This is a genomic window from Mixta hanseatica, assembly GCF_023517775.1.
Classification (GTDB): Bacteria; Pseudomonadota; Gammaproteobacteria; order Enterobacterales; family Enterobacteriaceae; genus Mixta; species Mixta hanseatica.
Genome location: NZ_CP082904.1, coordinates 567,828 through 591,837 on the forward strand (window position 1 = coordinate 567,828; position 24,010 = coordinate 591,837).

At 53.7% G+C, this 24,010-nt stretch carries 26 protein-coding genes and 1 pseudogene; 10 read left to right on the plus strand and 17 right to left on the minus strand.

The window, feature by feature from the left end:
* Window positions 1-3 precede the first annotated feature (3 nt).
* Window positions 4-54 (plus strand): hypothetical protein, encoded by a 51-nt coding sequence (locus K6958_RS21350; RefSeq protein WP_491562430.1) that lies wholly within the window; start codon window positions 4-6, stop codon window positions 52-54.
* Window positions 55-70: 16 nt separating this feature from the next.
* Window positions 71-1,972, plus strand: coding sequence for a DEAD/DEAH family ATP-dependent RNA helicase (locus K6958_RS02700; RefSeq protein ID WP_249893215.1), 1,902 nt, complete (start codon window positions 71-73; stop codon window positions 1,970-1,972).
* Between the two features lie 68 nt (window positions 1,973-2,040).
* Here K6958_RS02700 and K6958_RS02705 read toward each other — a convergent pair whose 3' ends face one another.
* The 3 genes from K6958_RS02705 to ubiU all read right to left on the minus strand — a co-directional run bounded on the left by K6958_RS02705 (window position 2,041) and on the right by ubiU (window position 5,120).
* Window positions 2,041-3,051, minus strand: a complete 1,011-nt coding sequence (locus K6958_RS02705) for a luciferase-like monooxygenase (RefSeq protein ID WP_249893216.1) — start codon at window positions 3,049-3,051, stop codon at window positions 2,041-2,043.
* 185 nt (window positions 3,052-3,236) lie between these two features.
* Complete coding sequence (locus tag K6958_RS02710; RefSeq protein WP_249894578.1) at window positions 3,237-4,115, minus strand: U32 family peptidase; 879 nt, start codon at window positions 4,113-4,115, stop codon at window positions 3,237-3,239.
* Window positions 4,116-4,124: 9 nt separating this feature from the next.
* On the minus strand, window positions 4,125-5,120 hold the full coding sequence (ubiU, locus tag K6958_RS02715; RefSeq protein ID WP_249893217.1) for a ubiquinone anaerobic biosynthesis protein UbiU: 996 nt from the start codon (window positions 5,118-5,120) through the stop codon (window positions 4,125-4,127).
* A 204-nt stretch (window positions 5,121-5,324) separates the two neighbouring features.
* Between ubiU and ubiT the strand changes: the two genes are divergently transcribed.
* Both ubiT and K6958_RS02725 read left to right on the plus strand, forming a co-directional pair.
* Window positions 5,325-5,849 (plus strand): ubiquinone anaerobic biosynthesis accessory factor UbiT, encoded by a 525-nt coding sequence (ubiT, locus tag K6958_RS02720; RefSeq protein ID WP_434085187.1) that lies wholly within the window; start codon window positions 5,325-5,327, stop codon window positions 5,847-5,849.
* On the plus strand, window positions 5,843-6,352 hold the full coding sequence (locus K6958_RS02725) for a GNAT family N-acetyltransferase (RefSeq protein ID WP_249893218.1): 510 nt from the start codon (window positions 5,843-5,845) through the stop codon (window positions 6,350-6,352). Before ubiT ends, K6958_RS02725 begins: the two co-directional genes overlap by 7 nt.
* Here the strand turns inward: K6958_RS02725 and K6958_RS02730 are convergent.
* Window positions 6,333-6,635 (minus strand): GIY-YIG nuclease family protein, encoded by a 303-nt coding sequence (locus tag K6958_RS02730; protein WP_249893219.1) that lies wholly within the window; start codon window positions 6,633-6,635, stop codon window positions 6,333-6,335. The genes K6958_RS02725 and K6958_RS02730 overlap by 20 nt on opposite strands.
* Window positions 6,636-6,723: 88 nt before the next feature.
* Here K6958_RS02730 and K6958_RS02735 point away from each other — a divergent pair, with 88 nt between their 5' ends.
* Window positions 6,724-7,164, plus strand: coding sequence for a YhbP family protein (locus tag K6958_RS02735; protein WP_249893220.1), 441 nt, complete (start codon window positions 6,724-6,726; stop codon window positions 7,162-7,164).
* Window positions 7,165-7,237: 73 nt separating this feature from the next.
* On the opposite strand, the gene K6958_RS02740 is transcribed toward K6958_RS02735, so the two are convergent.
* The gene (locus K6958_RS02740) at window positions 7,238-7,759 is read right to left on the minus strand and encodes a type 1 glutamine amidotransferase domain-containing protein (protein ID WP_249893221.1); all 522 of its coding nucleotides are present in this window, start codon (window positions 7,757-7,759) and stop codon (window positions 7,238-7,240) included.
* A 153-nt stretch (window positions 7,760-7,912) separates the two neighbouring features.
* Here K6958_RS02740 and K6958_RS02745 point away from each other — a divergent pair, with 153 nt between their 5' ends.
* Window positions 7,913-8,563: an NAD-dependent epimerase/dehydratase family protein gene (locus tag K6958_RS02745; RefSeq protein WP_249893222.1), complete on the plus strand. Its 651-nt coding sequence runs from the start codon at window positions 7,913-7,915 to the stop codon at window positions 8,561-8,563.
* Between the two features lie 25 nt (window positions 8,564-8,588).
* Here the strand turns inward: K6958_RS02745 and nrdG are convergent, their stop codons facing one another.
* The 7 genes from nrdG to argF all read right to left on the minus strand — a co-directional run bounded on the left by nrdG (window position 8,589) and on the right by argF (window position 16,715).
* Window positions 8,589-9,053, minus strand: a complete 465-nt coding sequence (nrdG, locus tag K6958_RS02750; protein WP_249893223.1) for an anaerobic ribonucleoside-triphosphate reductase-activating protein — start codon at window positions 9,051-9,053, stop codon at window positions 8,589-8,591.
* Complete coding sequence (nrdD, locus tag K6958_RS02755; protein ID WP_249893224.1) at window positions 9,050-11,170, minus strand: anaerobic ribonucleoside-triphosphate reductase; 2,121 nt, start codon at window positions 11,168-11,170, stop codon at window positions 9,050-9,052. The genes nrdG and nrdD overlap by 4 nt, the downstream gene beginning before the upstream one ends.
* 214 nt (window positions 11,171-11,384) lie before the next feature.
* Window positions 11,385-13,052: an alpha,alpha-phosphotrehalase gene (treC, locus tag K6958_RS02760; protein ID WP_249893225.1), complete on the minus strand. Its 1,668-nt coding sequence runs from the start codon at window positions 13,050-13,052 to the stop codon at window positions 11,385-11,387.
* Window positions 13,053-13,586: 534 nt separating this feature from the next.
* A complete protein-coding gene (gene ridA / locus K6958_RS02765) occupies window positions 13,587-13,973 on the minus strand; it encodes a 2-iminobutanoate/2-iminopropanoate deaminase (RefSeq protein ID WP_249893226.1) in 387 nt (128 codons plus the stop codon).
* Between the two features lie 77 nt (window positions 13,974-14,050).
* Window positions 14,051-14,512, minus strand: coding sequence for an aspartate carbamoyltransferase regulatory subunit (pyrI, locus tag K6958_RS02770; RefSeq protein WP_249893227.1), 462 nt, complete (start codon window positions 14,510-14,512; stop codon window positions 14,051-14,053).
* Between the two features lie 12 nt (window positions 14,513-14,524).
* Window positions 14,525-15,457 carry an aspartate carbamoyltransferase gene (gene pyrB, locus K6958_RS02775; protein WP_249893228.1) on the minus strand — a complete coding sequence of 311 codons (933 nt, stop codon included), beginning with the start codon at window positions 15,455-15,457 and terminating at the stop codon, window positions 14,525-14,527.
* Window positions 15,458-15,695: 238 nt separating this feature from the next.
* Window positions 15,696-16,715 (minus strand): ornithine carbamoyltransferase, encoded by a 1,020-nt coding sequence (argF, locus tag K6958_RS02780; protein ID WP_249893229.1) that lies wholly within the window; start codon window positions 16,713-16,715, stop codon window positions 15,696-15,698.
* Between the two features lie 160 nt (window positions 16,716-16,875).
* Between argF and rraB the strand changes: the two genes are divergently transcribed.
* Together rraB and miaE are read left to right on the plus strand one after the other, a co-directional pair.
* A complete protein-coding gene (rraB, locus tag K6958_RS02785; RefSeq protein ID WP_249893230.1) occupies window positions 16,876-17,292 on the plus strand; it encodes a ribonuclease E inhibitor RraB in 417 nt (138 codons plus the stop codon).
* Between the two features lie 69 nt (window positions 17,293-17,361).
* Window positions 17,362-18,120, plus strand: coding sequence for a tRNA isopentenyl-2-thiomethyl-A-37 hydroxylase MiaE (miaE, locus tag K6958_RS02790; RefSeq protein WP_249893231.1), 759 nt, complete (start codon window positions 17,362-17,364; stop codon window positions 18,118-18,120).
* 107 nt (window positions 18,121-18,227) lie between these two features.
* Here the strand turns inward: miaE and K6958_RS21190 are convergent, their stop codons facing one another.
* The 3 genes and pseudogenes from K6958_RS21190 to K6958_RS02800 all read right to left on the minus strand — a co-directional run bounded on the left by K6958_RS21190 (window position 18,228) and on the right by K6958_RS02800 (window position 19,320).
* Window positions 18,228-18,479: a DUF2645 family protein gene (locus K6958_RS21190; protein WP_350355800.1), complete on the minus strand. Its 252-nt coding sequence runs from the start codon at window positions 18,477-18,479 to the stop codon at window positions 18,228-18,230.
* A gap of 75 nt (window positions 18,480-18,554) precedes the next feature.
* Window positions 18,555-18,881: a DUF1493 family protein gene (locus K6958_RS02795; protein WP_249893232.1), complete on the minus strand. Its 327-nt coding sequence runs from the start codon at window positions 18,879-18,881 to the stop codon at window positions 18,555-18,557.
* Window positions 18,875-19,320, minus strand: a pseudogene (locus K6958_RS02800) (STM2901 family protein). Before K6958_RS02800 ends, K6958_RS02795 begins: the two are co-directional and overlap by 7 nt.
* Before the next feature lie 330 nt (window positions 19,321-19,650).
* On the opposite strand from K6958_RS02800, the gene K6958_RS02805 reads away from it, so the two are divergent.
* Both K6958_RS02805 and K6958_RS21195 read left to right on the plus strand, forming a co-directional pair.
* Window positions 19,651-20,166 (plus strand): type IV secretion protein Rhs, encoded by a 516-nt coding sequence (locus K6958_RS02805; protein ID WP_249893233.1) that lies wholly within the window; start codon window positions 19,651-19,653, stop codon window positions 20,164-20,166.
* A gap of 26 nt (window positions 20,167-20,192) precedes the next feature.
* The gene (locus tag K6958_RS21195) at window positions 20,193-20,507 is read left to right on the plus strand and encodes a putative T6SS immunity periplasmic lipoprotein (RefSeq protein WP_350355810.1); all 315 of its coding nucleotides are present in this window, start codon (window positions 20,193-20,195) and stop codon (window positions 20,505-20,507) included.
* Between the two features lie 8 nt (window positions 20,508-20,515).
* On the opposite strand, the gene K6958_RS02810 is transcribed toward K6958_RS21195, so the two are convergent.
* Together K6958_RS02810 and K6958_RS02815 are read right to left on the minus strand one after the other, a co-directional pair.
* Window positions 20,516-21,019, minus strand: coding sequence for a GNAT family N-acetyltransferase (locus K6958_RS02810; protein ID WP_249893234.1), 504 nt, complete (start codon window positions 21,017-21,019; stop codon window positions 20,516-20,518).
* A gap of 135 nt (window positions 21,020-21,154) precedes the next feature.
* Window positions 21,155-24,010 (minus strand): valine--tRNA ligase, encoded by a 2,856-nt coding sequence (locus K6958_RS02815; RefSeq protein WP_249893235.1) that lies wholly within the window; start codon window positions 24,008-24,010, stop codon window positions 21,155-21,157.

Here is a 24,010-nt window from a genome sequence, read left to right on the forward strand (position 1 = left end):
AAAATGATTGCATATTTTCAGGACGAGTTATGTAGACTGGCCGCCGTAATCTAAGAGGCACTTGTACTACATGACTGATATCCAAACCACTTTTTCCGATCTGGGTCTTAACGAATTCATCCTTAAAGCACTGAATGACCTGGGCTATGAGAAGCCGTCACCCATTCAGGCCGCCTGTATCCCACATCTGCTGGAAGGCCGCGATGTACTGGGTATGGCGCAAACCGGTAGTGGTAAAACCGCAGCGTTCTCTTTACCGCTGCTGAATACCCTCGACCCTGAACTAAAAGCACCGCAGATTCTGGTGCTGGCGCCGACGCGTGAGCTGGCGGTGCAGGTTGCAGAAGCGTGCAACGAATTTTCTAAACATATGCATGGCGTTAACGTCCTGGCGCTGTACGGTGGCCAACGTTATGACGTGCAGCTGCGTGCGCTGCGCCAGGGCCCACAGATCGTCGTCGGTACGCCGGGTCGTCTGCTGGATCACCTGAAACGCGGTACGCTGGATCTCTCTAACCTGCGAGGCCTGGTGCTGGACGAAGCAGATGAAATGCTGCGCATGGGCTTTATCGAAGATGTAGAAACCATCATGGCGCAGATCCCGGAAGGTCATCAGACCGCTCTGTTCTCTGCTACCATGCCGGAAGCGATTCGCCGTATTACGCGTCGCTTTATGAAGGATCCGCAGGAAGTGCGTATCCAGAGCAGCATCACTACGCGTCCTGACATCAGCCAGAGCTACTGGACCGTCTGGGGCCGTAAAACGGATGCGCTGGTGCGCTTCCTGGAAGCTGAAGATTTTGATGCGGCGATTATTTTCGTCCGTACTAAAAACGCCACGCTGGAAGTTGCTGAAGCGCTGGAGCGTAGCGGCTACAGCAGTGCTGCGTTGAACGGCGATATGAACCAGGCGCTGCGTGAGCAGACGCTGGAACGTCTGAAAGATGGTCGTCTGGATATCCTGATCGCCACCGACGTTGCGGCACGTGGTCTGGACGTTGAGCGTATCAGCCTGGTCGTAAACTATGATATCCCGATGGATTCAGAGTCTTACGTTCACCGTATCGGCCGTACCGGTCGTGCCGGTCGCGCTGGCCGTGCGCTGCTGTTCGTAGAAAACCGCGAACGTCGCCTGCTGCGCAACATCGAGCGCACCATGAAGCTGACGATCCCGGAAGTTGAACTGCCGAACGGCGAACTGCTGAGCGCGCGTCGTCTGGAAAAATTCGCCGCGAAAGTACAGCAGCAGCTGGAAAGCAGCGACCTGGATCAGTACCGTGCTCTGCTGAGCAAGCTGTCGCCGGAAAGCGATCTGGAGATGGAAACGCTGGCTGCCGCGCTGCTGAAAATGGCGCAGGGCGAACGCCCGCTGATTCTACCGCCGGAAGCACCGCGTCCGCAGCGTCGTGAGTTCCGCGAGCGTGACGATCGTCGTAGCCCGCGTGATGCACGCGATAGCCGCGACAGCCGTGATGGCGATCGTCCGCGTCGTGAGCGTCGTGACGTAGGCGATATGGAGCTGTACCGTATTGAAGTGGGCCGTGATGATGGTGTTGAAGTTCGTCATATCGTTGGCGCTATCGCTAACGAAGGCGATATCAGCAGCCGTTACATCGGTAACATCAAGCTGTTTGCTTCTCACTCTACTATCGAGCTGCCGAAAGGCATGCCGGGTGAGATCCTGCAGCACTTCACCCGCACGCGTATTCTGAATAAACCGATGAATATGCAGCTGATGGGTGACGCGCAGCCGCGTGAGCGTTCTGAGCGTGGCGGTGAGCGTCGTCCTGGTGGTCGCGGTGGCTTCGGCGGCGAACGTCGTGAAGGCGGCGCGGGTCGTGAAGGCGGCCGTCGTTTCAGCGAGCGTCGTGAAGGCGGCGCTCGTGGTAACGGCAACCGTGACGGAGCAAGCCGTGGTCCGCGTCGTGAAGAGAGCACCGGTACCGGCGCAGTACGCCGTCGCGATTACTAATCGCTAAGCGTGAAATAAAAAAAACCAGCCGTCAGGCTGGTTTTTTTATGCGTGCGATTTGGCAATGCTTACAGTGATTGCGCGGCCTGCATCGCCAGTTCAAACGAGCGCAGACGCGCCTGGCGATCGAAAATCTGGCCGTTAACCATGATTTCATCCGCCTGGGTTTCGCGGATTAACGCCGCCAGCCCATGTTGCACTTTACTCACATCCCCTACCAGCGACATGCTTAACGCCTGTTGCACGCCATATTGCTCAGAAGGCGTCCAGAGGCTATCCATATTCTCTACCGGCGCTGGCAGCGGGCCAGGCTGGCCCCGCCGCAGATTAATAAACTGCTGCTGCATAGAGGTAAACAGGAAGCGGGCTTCCCGTTCGCTATCCGCCGCGACGATATTAATGCAGACCATCGCGTAAGGCTTATCCAGACGCGCGGAGGGCTGGAAATTCTCACGATACATATGCAGCGCCTGGAACAGCAGGTCGGGCGCAAAATGAGAGGCGAAAGCAAACGGCAGCCCCAGCTTCGCCGCCAGCTGCGCGCTATAAAGGCTGGAGCCCAACAGCCAGACCGGGATTTTCGTGCCCAGGCCCGGCACCGGCTGCACCGGCAAGTTAGCCTGTTTATCCGCGTCAAACCAGGCGATTAGCGTTTCCACATCGTCCGGGAAGCTATCGACCAGATGAGAACTTTGATGGCGACGCAACGCCATCATGGTGCGCTGATCGGAACCCGGCGCGCGGCCCAGCCCCAGATCGATGCGGCCCGGATAGAGCGATTCCAGCGTGCCGAACTGTTCAGCAATCACCAGCGGCGCATGGTTAGGCAACATAATGCCGCCGGAGCCGAGGCGCAGCGTTTTAGTATTTGCCGCCAGATAGCCGATCAGCACAGAGGTGGCGGCGCTGGCGATGCCGGTCATATTGTGGTGTTCCGCCAGCCAGTAGCGATGAAAGCCTAACTCTTCTGCCTGCTGAGCCAGCGCTAGCGAGGCGTGGAATGCATCACTTGCTGAGGCTCCTTGTGGAATCGGCGCCAGATCGAGTACTGACAGAGGTACATTTTTTTTCTCAGACATATCTGCTCACTTTGTTGGCTACAGGCCGAAAGCGTCAGCCTTGTAGAAAAACATGCATGCACTTTACCGTATTGCACTTTTAGCAGAGTAGCCAGAATATGCCCTGAGAGCAAAGCGGCGAGGGCACGGAAAGCAAGGGCGCAGCGGCAGATGCGCTGCGCTATTTTTCAGTATTACTGGGTGGTTCAGGATTGTAACGCCATACCCGCCAGCTTGCGCCAGTAGCCGTTACAATCATTGCGCTGCGCCATCATTAGCGGAGACTGGCCCTCTTCATTCGCGCGGAAGCGATCGATGAGCGCCAGCGTCTGTTTATTTTCTGGCGACAGGCGCACCACATCGACCAGTCCATGCATACCGATCAGATCGTTACCCAGGTTATAACAGTAGCCGCTCATAGTCTGAATGCCGTTTAGCACGAAAACCTGCTGATCCTCCTGCGAAAGAACGCGCCGCCCTTGCGGATACTTAATACAGCAGGTCTCGCATTCGTCTTTAGGCTTATCTTCTGAGCGGGCGGTAAAGCAGCGGGCTGATAACGCCAGCGGCAGGTGGCCATAGGCCAGCACTTCGGTTTCGAACTTGCCGTGAATGCCCAGTTCATCACACTGCTGCTGTATGCCGATCAGCCAGTCGCGCGACAGCTCAACCGGCATACACCAGCGCGTCATGCCAAGCCGCAGCAGCATGCGCAGCGTAACGGCGTTATAACAGTTAAGCGCATGGCCGACCACAAAGGGAAGCTTCTGCTCCGCCGCCATATTCACCGTGCCCAGGTCGTTGGCTTCAATCAAAAACTCGCCGTTATCAACGTAGCGTTTAATTTCCTGTAATTCCGATGCGGACTGCACCAGCGCCAGCGTACTGAACACCACCTGTTTACCGCTTTGCGCCAGCAGGCGGGCAAACTCCATCCATTGGTTAAAACGGGTCGCGCGGCGTTTGCTGCATACCGACTCGCCCAAATAGATAATATCTGCGCTGCTCTGCGCAGCGTCCTGATAAAAATCACCCAGTGTATCCGTCGGCCAGTACCACAAAACCGGCCCTAAAGCGTATTTCATCATCTTTCCTTATTGCCATTTGCGGTGGTAAGCGCCGAGGGTGGTCTGCGTTCCTTCCGCCAGCGCCCCTAATTCCGTCATCCAGTTTTCCTGAACGGCAAAGGCGCCCGGCTCCGCTTTACAACGATCGATAGCCTGACGCCAGATGCGCGCCACCTGCGCCACATAGGCCGGGCTACGCTGGCGGCCTTCGATTTTTACCGAGGCGATGTTCGCGGCTAGCAGATCAGGTAACAGCTCAAGGGTATTCAGGCTGGTAGGCTCTTCCAGCACGTGATAACGCTGCCCATCCACCTGATAGCGCCCCTTGCATAAAGTGGGGTAGCCGGCATTTTCATGTGCTTCGTAGCGGTCGATCAGTACCTCATTCAGACGTGATTCCAGCCCGGCGGAGGTTTGCTGCCAGCGCACAAAGCGAGCGGGCGAGCAGGCGCCGACGGTATTAGGGGATTCGCCCGTCATCCATGAAGAGAGATAGCAGCGTCCTTCCGCCATAATGCACAGGCTGCCGAAGGCGAAAACTTCCAGCGGAACCGGGGTGTTACGCGCCAGCTGACGCACCTGATGGATCGAGAGCACGCGTGGCAATACCACCCGAGCGACATCGAAATGCTGATGATAAAAGCGGATAGCTTCCAGATTGGTAGCGGAGGCCTGCACGGAGACATGACGCTCAACGTGAGGATAGCGTTCGGCGGCATACTCCAGCATCGCCAGATCGGCGATAATCAGGGCATCGGCGCCGTTATCCACCGCCATATCAATCGCGTTTTGCCAACGGGTAAAGCCTGCCGGCTGGGCAAAAGTATTGATGGCGACATGCAGTTTGCGCCGGTGCTGATGCACCACGCGCGCCGCCTCTTTCAGGCGTTCATCGGTAAAATTCAGGCCAGCGAAATGACGCGCGTTAGTGTCATCTTTCAACCCGATGTAAACTGCATCTGCTCCATTCTCGATCGCTGCCTTCAGTGCGGGCAAATTACCCGCCGGGCAAAGGAGTTCCATGAGATATCCTGTAGGCAATGAATACTTGCGACGAGTGTAGACAAGCTCAGCGTGAGAAATTTTGATTTAAGGCAGCGAATGGCGTATTGATCGGATTAGTGTTGCTGAATTGTTCATCTGGCAGCGTGATTTATTGATCCAGCCAGCCCGGGAAAAGTGGTGCTGTGGCAAAATAACACTTATTTATTTAAAGGAGTGAAGACCGTGTTAAATATGCTTCGCGCTCAGTGTGTTAATCGTGGGCCGCGTCTGCTGCGTCTGCCGGTGCAGTTCACGCCGTTTTCTCTGAAAAAAATCTTGCTGCAGCAGTTACTGAATATGCAATTTAGCCATGCACTGGCGGAAGGTGAGTTAGACTTTCTGGAAGGGCGTTGGCTGGGTATTGATATTCATGATATTGCGCTGCGCTGGACCGTTACATTGCAGGACGATCGGCTGCAGATTAGCAACCGTGATGAGGCCGATGTCTGGTTCCGTGGCAGTGCCAACGATCTACTGCTGATCGCCGCACGTAAAGTGGATCCGGATACGCTTTTTTTCCAGCGGCGGCTGGTGATCGAAGGCGACACTGAGCTCGGGCTGGAGGTTAAAAATCTGATGGATGCGATCGAACTGGAAAACATGCCAGCGCCGCTGCGCATTGGATTAATGCAGCTGGCTGACTTTGTCGAGGCCGGCCTGAACGAGGACGCGAAATCTCCAGGAGATCGCGCAGGTGTTTCATGTTAATTCGTACAGAAATAGGGGTGGATGCGGCCGGTATCGATAGCCTGCTGCGCCGCTGTTTTCCCACCGGCGCTGAGGCGGATCTGGTGCAACGGCTACGGGAAGATGGGCAGCTAACGCTGGGCGTGGTGGCCACCGATGAAGAAGGGCAGGTGCTGGGCTATGCCGCTTTCAGTCCGGTCACCTTGCAGGGCGAAGATCGCAACTGGGTGGGGCTGGCGCCGCTGGCCGTAGATGAGAGCGTGCGTCGGCAGGGCATCGGTAAACAGCTGCTTTTTGAAGGGCTGGATACGCTGAACGAATTTGGCTACGCGGCGGTAGTGGTGCTGGGCGATCCCGCCTGGTTCGGCCGTTATGGTTTTGAGCCGGCGGCGCGCCACCAGCTGCATTGTGCGTGGCCGGGAACGGAAGCCGCCTTTCAGGTCTACAAGCTGGCAGATGACGCGTTTGTCGATGTAAGCGGTGAAGTGGCTTATTCCACCCACTTTACCCTGAACGATCGCTAAGCCAGCGCACCAGCGAAACCGGCTGGCTGGCTACCAGCCTAAGTTTCTCCTGCCGTGACAGCTGTTTCACCTGATATTCCAGACGGGATGCCATCGCGCGATCGCCCGCCTCGCAGGTCAGCAGCAGTTGCAGCGGGCCTTTGCCACGCAGCGCTTTAGCGCCAGTGCCTTTCTGGTGTTGCTGAAAGCGACGCGGTACGTTATTGCTGATGCCGGTATAAAGCGAGCCGGCAGCGGTACGCACAATATAAAGCTGCCAGGCGGCGGGGGCGAGTTCACTCATCTTAATCATCTCCGTTGCGGGTAGCGCATTGTAACGGCAACGGTTGCGATGAGTGATGGAAAGCCGTTTTTTTATTACGGGAGCAAGCGTGTCTGACCTTAGCGCGATAATTCGCTATTTAAAAAAGCAGCATGTGCTGTCTGTTTGCTGTCGTGACGGCGAGGCATTTTGGTGTGCTAACTGTTTTTATGTGTTTGATGAAGCGGGTATGGCGTTCTGGATCATGACGGAGGCCGACACGCGTCATGGCGCCATGATGGCGCAGCAGCCGCAGGTAGCGGGCACGGTAAGCGGGCAGACCAAAACGGTGATGCTCATTAAGGGCATCCAGTATCTTGGCAAGGCGCATTTACTGCAGGACGAACAAGAGCAGCGTGCGCGCGCTGCTTATTGCCAGCGTTTTCCCGTGGCGCGAGCGGTATCAGCGCCGCTGTGGGAGATCCGGCTTGATGAGATCAAGATGACCGACAACACGTTAGGCTTCGGTAACAAAAATCACTGGCTGCGTAATCAAGAAAAGAGTCGGTAACGGCGGCCAAGCTTTTTAACGGCTCCTCTGAGGAAAACTGTGCGGCAGGCCGCCGCACAGCAGGGAAGCGCAATTAAAGGTTGTTAAGAATGCGCAGCGATTCCTGATTAAAGGCGGGCAAATCTTCTGGCGTACGGCTGGTTACCAGCTTGTCGTTATCGACAACCACCTCTTTATCATAAAAGTCGGCGCCGGCATTTTTCAAATCAATGGCGATGGCCTTCACGCAGGTCATTTTGCGTCCGCGCACGCCATTGGCGCTGATTAACAGCTGTGGGCCATGGCAGATGGCGAAGATGGGTTTTCCGCTGGCGACAAATTCTTTGGTAAAGCTAACGAAGCGATCGTCGCCACGCAGCGAATCTGGCGAATGTCCTCCCGGCAGCAACAGCGCATCAAATTCCGCCGGGCTGACGTGGTCAATATCTTTATCTATTTTTACCTGTGCCTTTCCCTGCTTACCCGTTACCGTTTTACCGGCTTCCATCTCGATGGTCACAACTTCATGGCCCGCTTTGGTATAGGCTTCTGCAGGGGAGGTAAATTCAGAGTCTTCAAATTCATCGGTAATCAACACCGCTATTTTCTTGCTCATCTTTATCCTCCTGTTTATGTGGTACTACCCGGTTAAGTCTGGTTGAGTATGCTGAAAAATCAAATCATCTGCGGCGCTTTCTCTGCTAATCTCATGGATAACAGTCAGTTAAAACTCATAGCGCAGCCCGCCGGCCGCCAGACAGGAGAGACGATGAGCCGAATACTGTTAACCGGAGCCAGCGGTCTGGTAGGAAGCCATCTGTTGCGGCTATTGATTGCCGAACCGCGCGTAACTGAAATTATTGCGCCCACCCGACGCGCGCTGGCGCCGATGAATAAAGTGATCAATCCAGTGGAGGCCGATCTGACAGATGTGCTGCGCCCGCTGCAGCAGCCGATCGATATGGTCTTTTGCTGTCTGGGCACCACGCGTAAACAGGCGGGCAGTAAGGCGGCTTTCATTCATGTTGATTACACGCTGGTAGTGGATAGCGCGATTGCAGGGCAGCGGCTTGGTGCCAAACATATGCTGGCGGTTAGCGCGCATGGTGCTAAAGTCAGCTCGCCTTTTTTCTATCATCGGGTCAAAGGGGAAATGGAACGGGCGCTGCAACAGCAGGGCTGGCCGCGCCTGACGCTGATTCGTCCCTCGCTGCTGCTGGGCGATCGTCAACAACCGCGTCCGGGCGAAGCGTTTTTAGCGCCCTTGTTTAAACTGTTGCCGGGCAACTGGCGGGCGGTAACGGCGAAAGAGGTTGCTGGCGCGATGATGCGCGCGGCGTTTTCGCCTGGCTACAACGACGTCACCATTATTGAATCGGCCGCCATTTCCCGACATGACGCATCACGCCGCCAGCCATAAAGGTTGGTCGGGGCATGGGCGCTATTTAGCGCAGATAGTGAATAACCTGATTGCTGCTCCCGCGCCAGACCAGAGCAGGATCTTTTAATTCACGGATAAATTTGCCGTCCACCAGCACATCCAGCTCAGCCGCCACCTGCTGCTGGGCGGCGCTAAGCTCCGCCAGCGTATATCCGGTCCACAGCCAGATATCTTTACCGGGGCAGTCACGGCGTACGCGGCGCACCAGACGCAGTACATCGGGCACGTTGGCCGGATGTAGCGGATCGCCGCCGGAAAGGGATAACCCCTGCCGTGGAATACGGCGATCGTTCAGATCGCCTATCAGCTTTTCTTCCATGTCGATGGTAAAAGGGATGCCGGAATTAAGCCGCCAGGTACGCTGGTTATAGCAGCCGGGACAGGCATGTTCACAGCCAGCGACAAACAGCGTACAGCGCGTGCCAGGCCCGTTCACCACATCAATGGGATAGTACTGGTGGATATTCACAGATGTTTTACCCGACGTTTCACCTCTTCCTGCTTACCAGCGTTAAAGGGGCGGGCGTCCGGGCTGCCCAGATAGCCGCATACGCGACGCGTAACCGAGACTCTGGCCGGATCGTGGTTACCGCAGGCCGGGCAGGTGAATCCTTTGCTGGTACAGTCAAACTCGCCGGTAAAGCCGCACTCATAGCACTCATCAATCGGCGTATTGGTGCCGTAATAGGGGACATGGTTGTAGCTGTAATCCCAGACATCTTCCAGCGCTTTCAGGTTGTGCTGCAGGTTAGGGTATTCGCCGTAACAGATAAAGCCGCCGTTAGCGATAGCCGGATAAACGGCTTCAAAATCGAGCTTATCGTACGGGTTAACTTTCTTCTCTACGTCCAGGTGGAAACTGTTGGTGTAGTAGCCTTTATCGGTGACGCCTTTCACCTGGCCAAACTCGGCGGCATCAAGACGGCAGAAGCGATCGCAGAGGTTTTCGCTGGGGGTGCTGTAGAGGCTGAAGCCGTAACCGGTTTCCTCTTTCCAGGCATCGACCGCTTCACGCAGACGCGTCACGATCGCCACCGCTTTCGCACGCAGCGCTTCGCTGTCATACAGGTGCGTCTCGCCGCCGCTCAGGGCGTTAATGGTCTCGTGCAGGCCGATATAGCCGAGGGAAATAGAGGCGCGGCCGTTTTTGAAAATCTCCGCCACGTTATCGTCAGCGTTAAGCCGCACGCCGCAGGCGCCTTCCATATACAGGATCGGGGCCACGCGCGCTTTGGTCTGTTCCAGGCGGGCGATGCGCGTCATCAGCGCTTTCTTCGCAATGGCTAAACGCTCATCAAGCAGCTGCCAGAAGCGCGTTTCGTCCCCGCGCGCCTCCAGACCGATACGCGGCAGGTTGATGCTGATAACGCCGAGGTTGTTGCGGCCGTCGTGGATCTGCTCGCCATTTTCTTCGAAGACGCCAAGGAAACTGCGGCAGCCCATCGGGGTTTTAAACGAGCCGGTTACCTCAACCACGCGATCGTAATTAAGAATATCGGGATACATGCGCTTGCTGGCGCACTCCAGCGCCAGCTGTTTGATATCGTAATTGGCATCGCCCGGACGACGATTAAGCCCTTCACGAATCGCAAACACCAGTTTAGGGAACACGGCGGTTTTACGATTTTTGCCGAGGCCGGCGATCCTGTTGCGCAGAATAGATTGCTGGATCAGACGCGCCGCCCAGCTGGTGCCTAGGCCAAAGCCAAAGGTGACGAACGGCGTCTGCCCGTTGGCGGTGTGCAGCGTATTTACCTCATATTCCAGCGACTGAAAGGCGTCGTAGCACTCTTTCTCAGTGCGTTCACGAGCGTAACGTTCGCTTTCGGCTATCTGCCATTCACGCGCCACCGCCAGATGTTTTTCATAGCTCACTTCTACAAAGGGCGCGAGGATCTCATCGATGCGGTTAATGGTGGTGCCGCCATAAATATGGCTGGCGACCTGGGCGATAATCTGTGCCGTCACCGCCGTGGCGGTTGCAATCGATTTGGGCGGCTCTATCTCGGCGTTGCCCATTTTAAAGCCGTTGGTGAGCATGCCTTTTAAATCGATCAGCATGCAGTTAAACATAGGGAAGAAGGGCGCGTAATCGAGATCGTGATAGTGGATCTCGCCGCGCTGGTGGGCGCGTACCACATCACGCGGCAACATATACTGCTGGGCATAATGTTTGGCTACGATGCCCGCCAGCAGGTCACGCTGGGTTGGGATAACCTTGCTGTCTTTATTGGCGTTCTCATGCAGCAGGGCGGGATCGCTTTGCTCTACCAGCCCACGAATCGCCTTGCTGAGCTTGCCGCGTTGCTCACGCGCCAGGTCGCGATCGTGGCGATATTCAATATACTGACGCGCCAGCTGCGGATAGCGGCCCGCCATCAGTAAGTCTTCTACGGCCTGCTGAATCTCATGAATATCGACGCGTTCGCGGCTGGTTATTTGTTCGCTAACCTGTTGGGCGACCGCTAAGCAGTATGCCTCATCTTCAATCTGAGCGGCCCGGGCTGCGGCGCGAATCGCCTCAGCGATGCGCTGTTGATCAAAGGCTACCTGACAGCCGTCTCGTTTTACTACCGTCGTTGTCACCACCGTTCTCCCTTGAAGCCATTACTATATGTAGGACTGGTTATGAATGATAGAGCCTATATATGGTGTTTTCGTCTTATTTAAGCGCCTTTTTCTTGATGCAGAACAAGGATTGCCAGAGGCGGTTGAAAAGTTAAACGGCGGTGATAAAAAAGGAGTAGGGTGGGTAGAAACGCAGAGTCCGCTGCGCGCAAATGACGCGCAGCGGTTTAACTTAATGATTTTTCTTCTGATACCACCAAACCGCTTCCCACGGACGCAGCATCATTTCGCCCGGCTCGTTTTTCGGGTCCGGATAGTTGCTCATCAGTACTTCCCAGCCGCTGCCGAACGATGCGTCAGGATGCCAGGTCTGCGCCTCGCGACTGAAGTTCGCCATCACCACCAGCGTTTCACCTTCATACTGACGTTGATAACACCAGAGATAAGGATGGCTCGGCAACAGATCGAGATAATCGCCCCAGGTCAGGATCAAATAGCGCTTACGTAGCTGGATAAGTTGCTTGTAAGTGTAAAAGATCGAGTCCGGGTCAGCGATGGCCGCTTCGGCATTGATGGTTTCATAATTCCGGCTCATGCCGATCCACGGGGTGCCGGTGGTAAAGCCGGCGTTCTCGCTGGCATCCCACTGCATCGGCGTACGGCCATTGTCACGCGATTTACTGGCCAGAATTGCCAGCAGGTTTTCGCTGTCGCGGCCCTGCGCACGCAGCTCGGCATACATGTTATGACTTTCAATATCGCGATAGTCGATAATGCGGGTAAAGCCGGGGTTAGTCATGCCCAACTCTTCACCCTGGAAAATATAAGGCGTGCCCTGCATGCCGTGCAGCACCATCGCCAGCATCTTCGCTGACTGAACGCGGTATTCACCATCGTCGCCCCAGCGCGACACCACGCGCGGCTGATCGTGGTTACACCAGAACAGGGCGTTCCAGCCGCGATTGTGCATACCCTGCTGCCAGTGGGTAAAGATTTTCTTCTGCGCCACCAGATCCAGCGGGGTCAGCGTCCACTTCTGTCCGTTCCAGAAATCCACCTCGACATGGTCAAAGCTAAACACCATCGACAGCTCATCGCCCGCCAGCGAACCGTACTGCTGGCAGTGCTCCAGCGTGGCGGAAGACATTTCGCCGACGGTCACCAGCTCGCGCGGGCGAAACACGTCACGGCTCATCTCGCGCATATATTCATGAATGCGCGGACCGTCGGTATACAGACGCAGGCCGTCGCCGTCAGGATCGTCGGGAAAATCCTGATGCTTAGAGACCAGGTTAACCACGTCAAGGCGCAACCCATCAATACCGCGATCGGCCCAGAAGTTAACAATCTGCTTCAGCTCGGCGCGCACATTGTCGTTTTCCCAGTTCAGGTCGGCCTGCTCCGGCGCCCACAGGTGCATATAGTACTGATTACTCTCTGGGTGCCAGCGCCATGCGGAGCCGCCAAACTTGGATTTCCAGTTATTGGGCGGTTCGGTTGGCGTGCCATCGCGCCAGATATAGTAATCGCGATAGGGGCTTTCCGGGTTCAGCGACTCATGAAACCAGTGGTGCTGTGTAGAAGAGTGGTTAAACACCATATCAAGGATAACGCGCAGCCCGCGTTTATGCGCCTGCTCGACCAAATGGTCGAAATCGCTCATCGTGCCGTAAGCGGGATCGATGGCGGTGTAGTTCGCCACGTCGTAGCCGTTATCAACCTGCGGTGAAATATAAAAAGGTGTCAGCCAGAGCGCATCGACACCCAGCTGTTTCAGGTAGTCCAGACGCTGAATCACACCGGCCAGGTCGCCTGTGCCACTACCGGTCGTATCCTGAAAGCTCTTGGGATAGATTTGATAAATGACGCCGTTCTGCCACCATGGTGGAGTTTTATTCATTGCTCAATCCTGATTGCTTATCGGGGCGAAAACCGCCGCCCGTTTTATCGAAAAGTCTACTTTTTCACACTCAGTAAGGTTAGCTACTCCTTACGATTACGACACGCCGGACGCTGAGGAATCCGCTGAAAAAGCGTTTTTTTTGCCCTCTCAGGAGTGGAAAAAGGCTGTTGCTTCATAAAGTAGCGGCTGATCCGCACGCTTCATGCAGCCTGGTAAAACTCTCTACAGGGATGTTGCAAAAATTTTCCGCCGCCGCCGATTTCACCACGCGACAGGCTGGCCGGGCTAACGCCAGCCTCGTGACATCCGGCTGCGTTTACTCAGCATAAAAAAGGCGTTGCGCTAAGTGAATTAAAGTAGCTTAGCAGTACTGGCGCAGCGGCGCATACGCGCAAAAGCGAAAGGCCAACGTTAACGGCTTGCGCGGATGAGCAAGCCAGGCAAGGCCTGCTTTACGCCAGTAAAAGAGGCCAGTCGGGATACCGGTGCTAAAAAGCCGCGTTCAGCGAGACGCGGCTTTTATTATGTTAACTAGCGACGTACGGCAATCGCTTCGATTTCAATTTTCACATCTTTCGGCAGACGAGCCACTTCCACGCAGGAGCGAGCAGGGAAAGGCGCGCTGTGCTCGCTGAAAAATGCTTCATAGGTGGCGTTAACGGTAGCGAAGTCGTTAAGGTCTTTCACAAACACCGTGGTTTTCACAATGTCGCCTACCTTCAGGCCGGCCGCTTCTACGATAGCCTGCACATTTTCCAGCGACTGACGCGCCTGCGCAGCAATGTCATCCGCGACCGCGCCGGTTTTAGGATCGACCGGGATCTGACCAGATGTGATGATCATACTCCCCAAATCGACGCCCTGAACATAGGGACCGATAGCGGCAGGGGCATTTTCCGTGTTGATTTCGCGTGACATAGATTCTCCTGATGGGTGGGTGCCAGGCGGACGGCCTGCCCGCCATATCGCTTCCATTATAGGGAGACGCAAATTGATTACCAGTTCGCCAGCACCACCTGATGCGCAAATTCTTTTTCGCAGTATTTGCACTTCAGCTGCACGTTTTCCGCGCGTTTCCGCACGGCAAAGCTGGAGTAAACCGGCTCTGTGCGGCTGATGCAGTTGCCGTTCGGGCAGGTCAGCACGCGATCAATGCGCTCCGGCAGCGTGGGAACGATTTTCGCCACCACTTCATAATCATCGATACGGTTAACGGTAGCGTGCGGGGCATAGACCGCCAGCTGGTTGATCTGATCGTCGGTGAGAAAAGTGTTTTCAATTTTAATCAGGTCCTTGCGGCCCAGCGCGCCGGAGGGCAGATTTAGCCCGATAGTAATGCGCTGATCGGTTTCCGTCAGGCGGAACAGCGTTAAAAGTTTAAAGCCCACCTGCGCCGGGATATGATCGATCACCGTGCCGCGTTTGATCGCCTCAACCTGTAATTTATCTTGCGTCATACTGTTTCCTCCTTACAGAACCGGATCGCTGTTAAGCACTAATGCCAGAAGCGCCTGACGCGCATAAATGCCGTTGCCGGCCTGCTGGAAATACCAGGCGTAAGGCGTTTTATCCACATCGGTGGCGATCTCATCTACGCGCGGCAGGGGATGCAGCACCTTCATATTGTCGCGCGCACCCTGCAAATCGGCGGCGCGCAGCACAAATTGCGCCTTCACGTTGGCGTATTCAGACGGATCGAGGCGCTCTTTCTGCACGCGCGTCATATAAAGAATATCCACCTGCGGTACCACCTCTTCGATACTGGCGTGATGGCTCCAGGCGATGCCTTTCTCATCCAGCATATCGGTAATATAGGCGGGCATCGCCAGCGCTTCCGGCGCGATAAAGAAGAAGCGGTTGCCGTCGAACTTGGCCAGCGCCTGGGTCAGGGAGTGTACGGTGCGGCCATATTTCAGATCGCCGACCATCGCCACGTTCAAATTGCTCAGGCGGCTTTGCGTTTCCTGGATGGTAAACAGATCAAGCAGCGTCTGTGTGGGATGCTGATTCGCGCCGTCGCCTGCGTTCAGCACCGGAATGGCGCCGGAGAATTCGGTGGCCAGACGGGCCGCGCCCTCCTGCGGATGACGCATCACAATCGCATCGACATAGGTGCTGATAACCGAAATGGTATCGGCCAGCGTTTCGCCCTTTTTACCCAGCGAGGTATTGCTGCTGTCGGAAAACCCCACCACCGACGCGCCCAGACGCTGAATCGCCGTCTCAAAGGAGAGGCGGGTGCGCGTAGAAGCTTCAAAGAAACAGCTGGCGATCACCTTGTGCTTTAGCAGCTCCGGCTGCGGATTCGCCTTCAGGCTGGCCGCCGCGTGCAACACCAGCTCCAGCTCCTCACGGCTGAGATCGTTAATCGAAATAATATGCTTGTGATACAGCGGATTCATGCGTCACTCTCCTTTAGGCGTGCCGGATTAAGGACGAAAAAAAAGCCCCTGCAATGAGGGGCTTTTTTACGATCGGTCGCTGACGGAAGGAAACAGGCGCGCCGCCTGCATTCAGGCGTGATTGAGCGATAGCTATTTGATGGCTCAGTTGCATGCGTCCTCCCGACAAATTGTGGCGCATTATACGCATTCAGTGGACGGCTTCAAGTAAAAACCGCACGCCGGGTAACCGTTTGCGTTACGCTAAATTAGCGGGTTTCGCCAGCGTGGCGACCATCACCGCTTTAATGGTATGCAGCCGGTTTTCCGCCTGATCGAAAACGATGCTGTTCTGCGATTCAAACACCTCGTTGGTCACTTCCATGCCGTCATGCAGCTGGTACTGCTCGGCCATCTGTTTCCCCAGCGTGGTTTGATCGTCATGCAGCGCGGGCAGGCAGTGGAGAAATTTAACGTTGGCGTTGCCGGTAAGCTGCAGCATCGCTCTATTCACCTGATAATCACGCAGCAGAGCGATACGCTCCTGCCAGCGCTCTTTGGCTTCGCCCATCGATACCCAAACATCGGTATAGATAAAGTCCGCCTGTTTCACGCCTTCGGCAATATCTTCCGTCAGGGTAATTTTGCCGCCGTTCTGCTTCGCCGCCTCGCGGCATTGCTTAACCAGTTGCTCCTCTGGCCAGCAGCTCTTCGGTGCGACCAGCCGCAGGTCGATGCCCATCAGCGCTGCGGCTTCCATCAGGCTGTTGCCCATGTTATTGCGTGCATCGCCGGTATAGGCCAGCACCATCGATCGTAACGATTTCTCCGGCAGATGCTCCTGCATAGTGAGCAGATCGGCCAGCAGCTGAGTTGGGTGGAATTCATCGGTCAGGCCGTTCCACACCGGCACGCCCGCATAGTCGGCAAGGGTTTCCACAATCTGCTGACCGTGGCCACGATACTGAATACCGTCATACATACGGCCCAGCACGCGCGCGGTATCCTTAATCGATTCCTTATGGCCAATCTGACTGCCGCTGGGGCCCAGATAGGTCACGCGCGCGCCTTGATCAAACGCGGCAACTTCGAAAGAGCATCGGGTACGGGTCGACTCTTTTTCGAAGATGAGCGCGATATTTTTTCCCTGCAGGTGCGGCACTTCCTCACCATTTTTTTTCGCGATTTTTAATTCAGCGGCGAGGGCCAGCAAGGCATTAATTTCAGCGGGGGTAAAATCGAGCAGCCTGAGGAAATGGCGTTGATAAAACTGACTCATACAGCGCTCCTTGTCTCTTTTAGAATGAATTAAAATTCAATTTAACCGTATGAATATTCATTTTCAACCCTGCGCGCAAGAAACTTTTGCTTTTGTGTAGTGGCGCGGAGTGCAGTGTGGGAAAATAATCACATTGTCTGCCAAAACAGAGGAACCCATCATGGCATATGAAGAATTGCTGGAAGAGCAGCGCGAAGAGACGCGAGCGATTATCGAAGAGCTGCTGGAAGATGGCAGCGATCCTGATGCGCTCTATACCATTGAGCATCATCTTTCCTGTGACAGCTTTGAGGCGCTGGAAAAAGCGGCGGTAGACGCTTTTAAGCTAGGTTATGAAGTGACTGAACCGGAAGAGCTGGAGCTGGAAGATGGCTCAACCGTGATGTGCGTTGATATCCTGAGCGAACTGGCGCTTAACCCTGAACTGATCGATGCGCAGGTTGAGCAGCTGGTTAACCTGGCCGGTAAACATAATGTCGATTATGACGGCTGGGGCACCTACTTCGAAGATCCGGATGCGGAAGATGAAGAAGAGGGTGATTACATTGACGAAGACGATGACGGCATCCGTCATTAATCGCCTGCCGCTTTAACTCTTGATCCGGCGTGCCGTTCAGGCGGCGCGCCTTTTAACCGTAGCGATAGTATGAATTACGCCGATCTTCTTGCTCCCATTCACCAGTTTCTTCATTGCCGCACGCCACAGGCGTGGATCGACGAGGCGCGCAAACCGGAAAACCTCTCTCTGTTGCTCACAGACCATATGGTATGTGAACTAAAAGCGGCGCAGACGGCCACCTGGCTGATTCGCAAATATGTTGCCGATAAGCCCAGCGGCGAAGCGATTCTTAGCTGGCTAAAACCTTATGAAGCCTTTGTACATCGTGAAGATCACGACAGCGGGTTTATTGAAGCGCATAAAAATCTGTCGAAGCGCATTATCGCCCGTAACGAGATCCCGTGGGGCGATGAGCTGCTGGATAAGATGATGCTGCTGATTAAAGAAGAGCTGCACCATTTTTATCAGGTATGGGAGATTATGCAGGCGCGCGGCATCGCTTATAAAAAGATCACCGCCAGCCGTTATGCTAAAGGTCTGCTGCGTGAGGTCATTACCCACGAGCCGGAAACGCTGGTGGATAAGCTGATTTGCGGCGCTTACATTGAAGCGCGTTCCTGTGAGCGGTTCGCCAGTCTGGCGCCCTGGCTGGACGAGGAGCTGGCGAAGTTTTACGTCTCGCTGCTGCGTTCCGAGGCGCGTCACTATCAGGATTATCTGGCGCTGGCGGCGCGCATCGCGCCATTTGATATTGCCGGCAGGGTGCGTCAAATCGGCGAGGCCGAAGCGCGATTGATTCAGGAACCGGATAGCGAGCTACGCTTTCACAGCGGCGTCCCGGCGTAGGCATGATGTCGTTAGCGATGGCTATTCGGTGCAGGAATAGCCATAAGCCATTACGGCTGATTAACAGCCATGCAACCGTCCAAAAAAACGCCAGTACCAAAAAGCGATTAACAGCAGGGTGAACAGCGGTAAATAAAGCGTACGTTGCTTTTACGCCAGCAAAGCCAGAGTAGTGGCGCGATGAGCAGAAGCGTTAACGGAGCGGTGAATGAGCGAATATCATCAACAACAAATGTTTTGTAAGCATCGCATAGTGTTTTGATTTCATCGCCATCGATATATTGTTCTTCTTTGAAATAAGAGAGATAAGCGATATTGAAAAAGCAGAAGCTGCTATAAAATAACGTTAAGGCGAACATTTTTCGACTCTATAGCTATATTGCGTAACTGGTCAAGTACGCACAAGCATTGTGAATTAAACTCTTATTAATTATTCAATAATATAGCCATCGACCTGCTTTTGCAGATTCAGCAAACATCCTGACCGTAAGGGGGTGGCTGGTTTGTTCTATCGGTTTTTTCATAAACCATCTGCGGAAAAACCAACTGACTTTCCAGGGATAGTAGTTGTCGATATTCATTGATGAGATATCCACGCCGAAGACTTGTTCATATTTTCTTATTGCCGGCAGTAAATCTTCTGGTTCGGTATATTCCTGAAGAATATCATCGATGCTCAGCATATTACTTTGCATGGGCAATAACCCCAGTACAGGAAGCTGTTCTCTAAAGAACGACAAAACCGCTTCATCCGTTACCATATTTTATCATCACCTCGCGCAATCCGATTATAGTTTGCTACCGTTTTAAATATAATCTTAGCAAAATCGCTTGCCAGCAAGGTCTATCCTACTACGGGGATGGTACGTCCGACGAAAGCGCCGAGATTATTGACCCACATTGGCTTAAGTAACTGAATGCTCTTATTAGTTAATGTAGATAATCTAAAGGGAAGATGTACATCCAAATATCGACGAGAAGCCCGTGAGGCAATAGATGTGCCTTTAGTTGCCGCGCCAGGCTTAACTCTTGTTTTTAGCAACGGCAAGCCAAAAATGACACAACTGACTGCAATAAGATCTTCTATACCGAATTGTTCATTAATGTTATCTATAAGGATGCAGAAAAAAGTTCTCCGGCAGAGATGTTCACTAATTCATGATAAAAATAGGTTCCATTTAACTCTTCTGTCGTGTCCATATTGTTCATTCCCTAATGTACTACGTTCTCCTTGTGTGTTTTTTATCAAAGCATTATTCATGCGTCAATAATGAGGTCGTTAATACAATTAAATAAAAGCATCCAGATATTATTTTTATCGTTTCTGTAAAAATTACAGCTATCTTAGCTAATAATTAACGCAATGCAATTATAAATATTTTAATAATGACAACTCATTTTATTTGAGATGCATAAGAATCGTGGTAAATCTGGGTTTAATAGGTTATAGAGAGTTCACTTTTTTATTGACAACTACCTTGAAAACGAGAGTATGATTTATGAACCGTAAGCAAGGAGGCCTGATTGGGGATGAAAAGAGGTGGTTTACGCTTAATGACGCCAGGCGAAATTAACTTATCACAACAATTGTATGGTCAGTCAATTCAATATAATAAGGTCTGGATACACCACGGAAGTTTTCTGCCTTTTGGCATGCAAGAAAACAATACGGCAATGACGCCAACAGGTGAGATATGGTTCGAAACTAATGTATACCTGGATGATTATGCTTATAGCTCTGTCGATCTACAACACCTTTTTATGCATGAAATGATGCATGTCTGGCAAAAACAAAAGGGGATGAATGTTATAATGCGTGGCCTGTTCTCATGGGCAGCTGATTATAATTACAGGTTGAACAAAAAACGATTGGACGATTACTCAATGGAACAGCAAGCCTCGATCGTTGCTGATTACTGGTTGCTTACATGGCACGGATTTAACAATTACCCCTATATTATTAAATACCAGGACTATGATCGTGATGAGGACTATAACAATCTTGTTGAAAAATACAGGAAAATATTAGTTGGCTTTCCGATATGAAAAAAATTATATTGCTTTTCTTACTCATGTTAGTCTCGTGCGGATCGGGTGATAAATTACAATTCAATTTACCTGGCAATGCCGCGATTACTTTAAACTCAATTTGCATTAATGCACAACCAGGTGAAATATTATCTTACTATCTGTTAAGCTCTTCTGTTAATCAGTATAAAAAACCAATTTCAACAGAAGATAACATACAGCGATTTTACCCGGATACGTGTGTTGTTAGCAGTTTGGAAAAGGATGGAAGCTACACATTAATTTATATCCTCAATCAAAAAAAGTACCGGTTAGAATTCAAGGTAAATCATCAAGGGAATATTATAAAGACACAGTAAAAAGGCGCTTACAGCGCCTTTAACATCCTGACTTCGCAGTCGTCATGGCCGGTGCAGCCGAGCGGCCCGTCAATATGCTGAAAACCCAGCTTTTCATACAGACGAATCGCCTGCGTCAGGCTGGCGGTGGTTTCCAGATAACAACGCTTAAAGCCCTGTTCGCGGGCGAAATCCAGCGCCTGCAGCGCCAAACGGTACGCCATGCCCCGGCCGCGCAGCTGTGGCAGAAAATACATCTTTTGCAGTTCGCAAATATCCGGCGCGCTGCACTGCAACGGCGCGATGCCGCCGCCGCCAACAATATTACCTTCCAGCTCAATCACCCAGTAGGCGCTCCTGGCCTCGCTGTATAGTTCAAACAGTCGGTCCAGATTAGGATCGGAAACGGTATAGCCTTTATCAGCGGTCAGGCCGAACTCCGCGGATACGGTACGAATGACCTGCGCAATATGCGGATTATCTGCTGCACAAATAGGGCGAACGCGTAGCGAAGTGTCTGGAGCGATATTCATACGTCTGACTCAGCTTAAGAAAAGGAAAAAGAGTGTAATAGCACCGCTTGCCAGCTGATGCAATGTCGATAAGCGATAGCATAAAACAACCGTGGTCAGGTTGCCCTGCCACGGTTGTTTTAGCACGTTGGCCGATTACAGCGCGGCGATAACGCCCTGCTGTTCGATCAGCTTGGCTTTACCCTGTTCCAGTTCAGCCATACGATCGCGCTCTTTCGCCACCACCGCTTCCGGCGCACGGGCAACGAAAGATTCGTTGGAAAGGCGAGCGTTGATTTTTTCCATCTCGGCTTCCAGCTTCGCCAGCTCTTTCGCCAGACGATCCAGCTCCGCTTCCTTATCAACCAGACCGGCCATCGGGATCAGCAGCTCAGCGCCATCCACCAGCTTGGTGACGGAAAGCGGGCCTTTGTCACCCTGCGCCAGCACGGTAATGTCGCTTAAACGCGCCATCGCCTGCAGGAAGTTACGGTTTTCGCTAACGCGACGCTGAGCGTCGGCGCTGGCGCCGCGCAGCAGCAGTTCCAGCGGTTTACCCGGAGAGATATTCATCTCGGCACGGATATTACGCACCGCCACAATCGCCTGCTTCAGCCATTCCGTATCGGCCAGCGCCGCATCGTCCGCCTGAAGCGCGTCATAGATCGGGAAAGGCTGCAGCATGATGGTATCGTCGCTGATGCCTTTCAGCGCTTTTACGCGCTGCCAGATGGTTTCGGTGATAAACGGAATGATCGGATGCGCCAGGCGCAGCAGCGCCTCCAGCACGGTAACCAGCGTATGACGCGTACCGCGCAGCTCCGCTTCTGAACCGTTATGCATCACTGGTTTGGTCAGCTCCAGATACCAGTCGCAGAACTGGTTCCAGGTGAATTCATACAGGATGTTCGCGGCGATATCGAAGCGATAGCTGTCCAGCGCTTCACGCCAGGCTTTCACCGTGTTGTTGAACTCCGCCAGAATCCAGCGATCGGCCAGCGACAGCACCATTTCGCCGCCGTTCTGTCCGCAGTCTTTCTCTTCGGTGTTCATCAGCACAAAGCGGCTGGCGTTCCACAGCTTATTACAGAAGTTGCGGTAGCCTTCCAGACGCTTCATATCCCAGTTGATATCGCGACCGGTCGAGGCCAGTGCCGCCAGCGTAAAGCGCAGTGCATCGGTGCCCGCCGGCTCGATGCCGTTCGGGAACTGTTTCTCGGTGCGCTTGCGGATTTTTTCCGCCAGCTGCGGCTGCATCATGTTGCCGGTACGTTTTTCCAGCAGCGCTTCCAAAGAAATGCCGTCCACCATGTCCAGCGGATCGATGACGTTACCTTTCGATTTCGACATCTTCTGGCCTTCTTCATCGCGGATCAAACCGGTCATATAGACGGTTTTAAACGGCACCTGCGGCTTACCGTTTTCATCCTTCATAAAGTGCATGGTCAGCATGATCATGCGCGCAATCCAGAAGAAAATGATATCGAAGCCGCTGACCAGTACGCTGGTCGGATGGAAGGTACGCAGCGCTTCGGTATTCTCCGGCCAGCCAAGGGTAGAGAAGGTCCACAGGCCGGAAGAGAACCAGGTATCCAGCACATCATCGTCCTGATGCAGCTCAACGGCTTCATCAAGCTGATTTTCCGCACGCACTTCATCTTCATTGCGGCCAACGTAGACGTTGCCCTGCGCATCATACCAGGCAGGAATACGGTGACCCCACCACAGCTGGCGCGAAATACACCAGTCCTGAATATCGCGCATCCAGGAGAAGTACATGTTTTCGTACTGCTTCGGCACAAACTGGATATCGCCGTTCTCTACCGCTTCCACCGCCACTTTCGCCAGCGGCGCGGTACGGACGTACCACTGATCGGTCAGCATCGGCTCGATAACCACACCGCCACGATCGCCGTAAGGTACGGTCAGGTCGTGCGCTTTGACCTCTTCCAGCAGGCCCAGCGCGTCAACGGCGGCGACGATCGCTTTACGCGCGGCGAAACGTTCCAGATTCTGGAACTGCTGCGGCAGGGCAGTGCCGTACACGTCAGTTTCTTCACCGTTGGTATCGTAAACCTGAGCGCTCTCGCGGATATCGCCATCAAAGGTCAGAATGTTGATCATCGGCAGCTTATGACGACGGCCAACTTCATAGTCGTTGAAATCGTGCGCCGGGGTGATCTTCACGCAGCCGGTGCCTTTTTCCATATCGGCATGTTCATCGCCCACAATTGGGATGCGACGATCCACCAGCGGCAGCACGACATATTTGCCGATCAAATCTTTATAACGCGGATCGGATGGGTTAACCGCCACGCCGGTATCGCCCAGCAGGGTTTCCGGACGAGTCGTAGCGACCACCAGGTAATCTTTACCGTCAGCGGTTTTAGCGCCGTCCGCCAGCGGATAGCGGATATGCCACATGGAACCTTTGGTTTCACGGTTTTCCACTTCCAGATCGGAGATCGCGGTGCGCAGCTTCGGATCCCAGTTGACCAGGCGTTTGCCACGGTAAATCAGGTTCTCTTTATACAGGCGAACAAACACCTCTTTCACCGCATTCGAAAGGCCTTCATCCATAGTGAAGCGCTCACGCTCCCAGTCTACGGAGTTACCCAGACGGCGCATCTGATTGGTGATGGTGCCGCCAGATTCTGCTTTCCACTGCCACACCTTGTCGATAAAGGCATCGCGGCCATAATCCTGACGTGTTTTTCCCTCTTCAGCGGCAATTTTGCGCTCTACAACCATCTGCGTGGCGATACCCGCATGGTCGGTACCGACCTGCCACAGGGTATTTTTGCCCTGCATGCGCTGATAACGCACCATAGTATCCATAATGGTTTGTTGGAAGGCATGACCCATATGCAAGCTACCGGTAACGTTCGGCGGCGGGATCATGATGCAGAAGCTTTCCTGGCTGGTATCGCCATTCGGTTTAAAGTAGCCCTGCTTTTCCCAATGCTCGTAAAGCGGCTGTTCGATCTCTTGCGGATTATATGTCTTTTCCAT

Coding starts and splice junctions, on each gene's coding strand:
- ridA (WP_249893226.1), bottom strand. CDS start 13,973: ATGTCACGCGAAATCAACACGGAAAATGCCCCTGCCGCTATCGGTCCC.
- miaE (WP_249893231.1), top strand. CDS start 17,362: ATGAATTACGCCGATCTTCTTGCTCCCATTCACCAGTTTCTTCATTGC.
- treC (WP_249893225.1), bottom strand. CDS start 13,052: ATGAATAAAACTCCACCATGGTGGCAGAACGGCGTCATTTATCAAATC.
- K6958_RS02805 (WP_249893233.1), top strand. CDS start 19,651: ATGAAAAGAGGTGGTTTACGCTTAATGACGCCAGGCGAAATTAACTTA.
- K6958_RS02810 (WP_249893234.1), bottom strand. CDS start 21,019: ATGAATATCGCTCCAGACACTTCGCTACGCGTTCGCCCTATTTGTGCA.
- K6958_RS21190 (WP_350355800.1), bottom strand. CDS start 18,479: ATGTTCGCCTTAACGTTATTTTATAGCAGCTTCTGCTTTTTCAATATC.
- K6958_RS02795 (WP_249893232.1), bottom strand. CDS start 18,881: ATGGTAACGGATGAAGCGGTTTTGTCGTTCTTTAGAGAACAGCTTCCT.
- pyrI (WP_249893227.1), bottom strand. CDS start 14,512: ATGACGCAAGATAAATTACAGGTTGAGGCGATCAAACGCGGCACGGTG.
- K6958_RS02740 (WP_249893221.1), bottom strand. CDS start 7,759: ATGAGCAAGAAAATAGCGGTGTTGATTACCGATGAATTTGAAGACTCT.
- K6958_RS02700 (WP_249893215.1), top strand. CDS start 71: ATGACTGATATCCAAACCACTTTTTCCGATCTGGGTCTTAACGAATTC.
- K6958_RS21195 (WP_350355810.1), top strand. CDS start 20,193: ATGTTAGTCTCGTGCGGATCGGGTGATAAATTACAATTCAATTTACCT.
- argF (WP_249893229.1), bottom strand. CDS start 16,715: ATGAGTCAGTTTTATCAACGCCATTTCCTCAGGCTGCTCGATTTTACC.
- K6958_RS02710 (WP_249894578.1), bottom strand. CDS start 4,115: ATGAAATACGCTTTAGGGCCGGTTTTGTGGTACTGGCCGACGGATACA.
- pyrB (WP_249893228.1), bottom strand. CDS start 15,457: ATGAATCCGCTGTATCACAAGCATATTATTTCGATTAACGATCTCAGC.
- K6958_RS02725 (WP_249893218.1), top strand. CDS start 5,843: ATGTTAATTCGTACAGAAATAGGGGTGGATGCGGCCGGTATCGATAGC.
- ubiU (WP_249893217.1), bottom strand. CDS start 5,120: ATGGAACTCCTTTGCCCGGCGGGTAATTTGCCCGCACTGAAGGCAGCG.
- rraB (WP_249893230.1), top strand. CDS start 16,876: ATGGCATATGAAGAATTGCTGGAAGAGCAGCGCGAAGAGACGCGAGCG.
- K6958_RS02705 (WP_249893216.1), bottom strand. CDS start 3,051: ATGTCTGAGAAAAAAAATGTACCTCTGTCAGTACTCGATCTGGCGCCG.
- K6958_RS02745 (WP_249893222.1), top strand. CDS start 7,913: ATGAGCCGAATACTGTTAACCGGAGCCAGCGGTCTGGTAGGAAGCCAT.
- K6958_RS02730 (WP_249893219.1), bottom strand. CDS start 6,635: ATGAGTGAACTCGCCCCCGCCGCCTGGCAGCTTTATATTGTGCGTACC.
- K6958_RS02815 (WP_249893235.1), bottom strand. CDS start 24,010: ATGGAAAAGACATATAATCCGCAAGAGATCGAACAGCCGCTTTACGAG.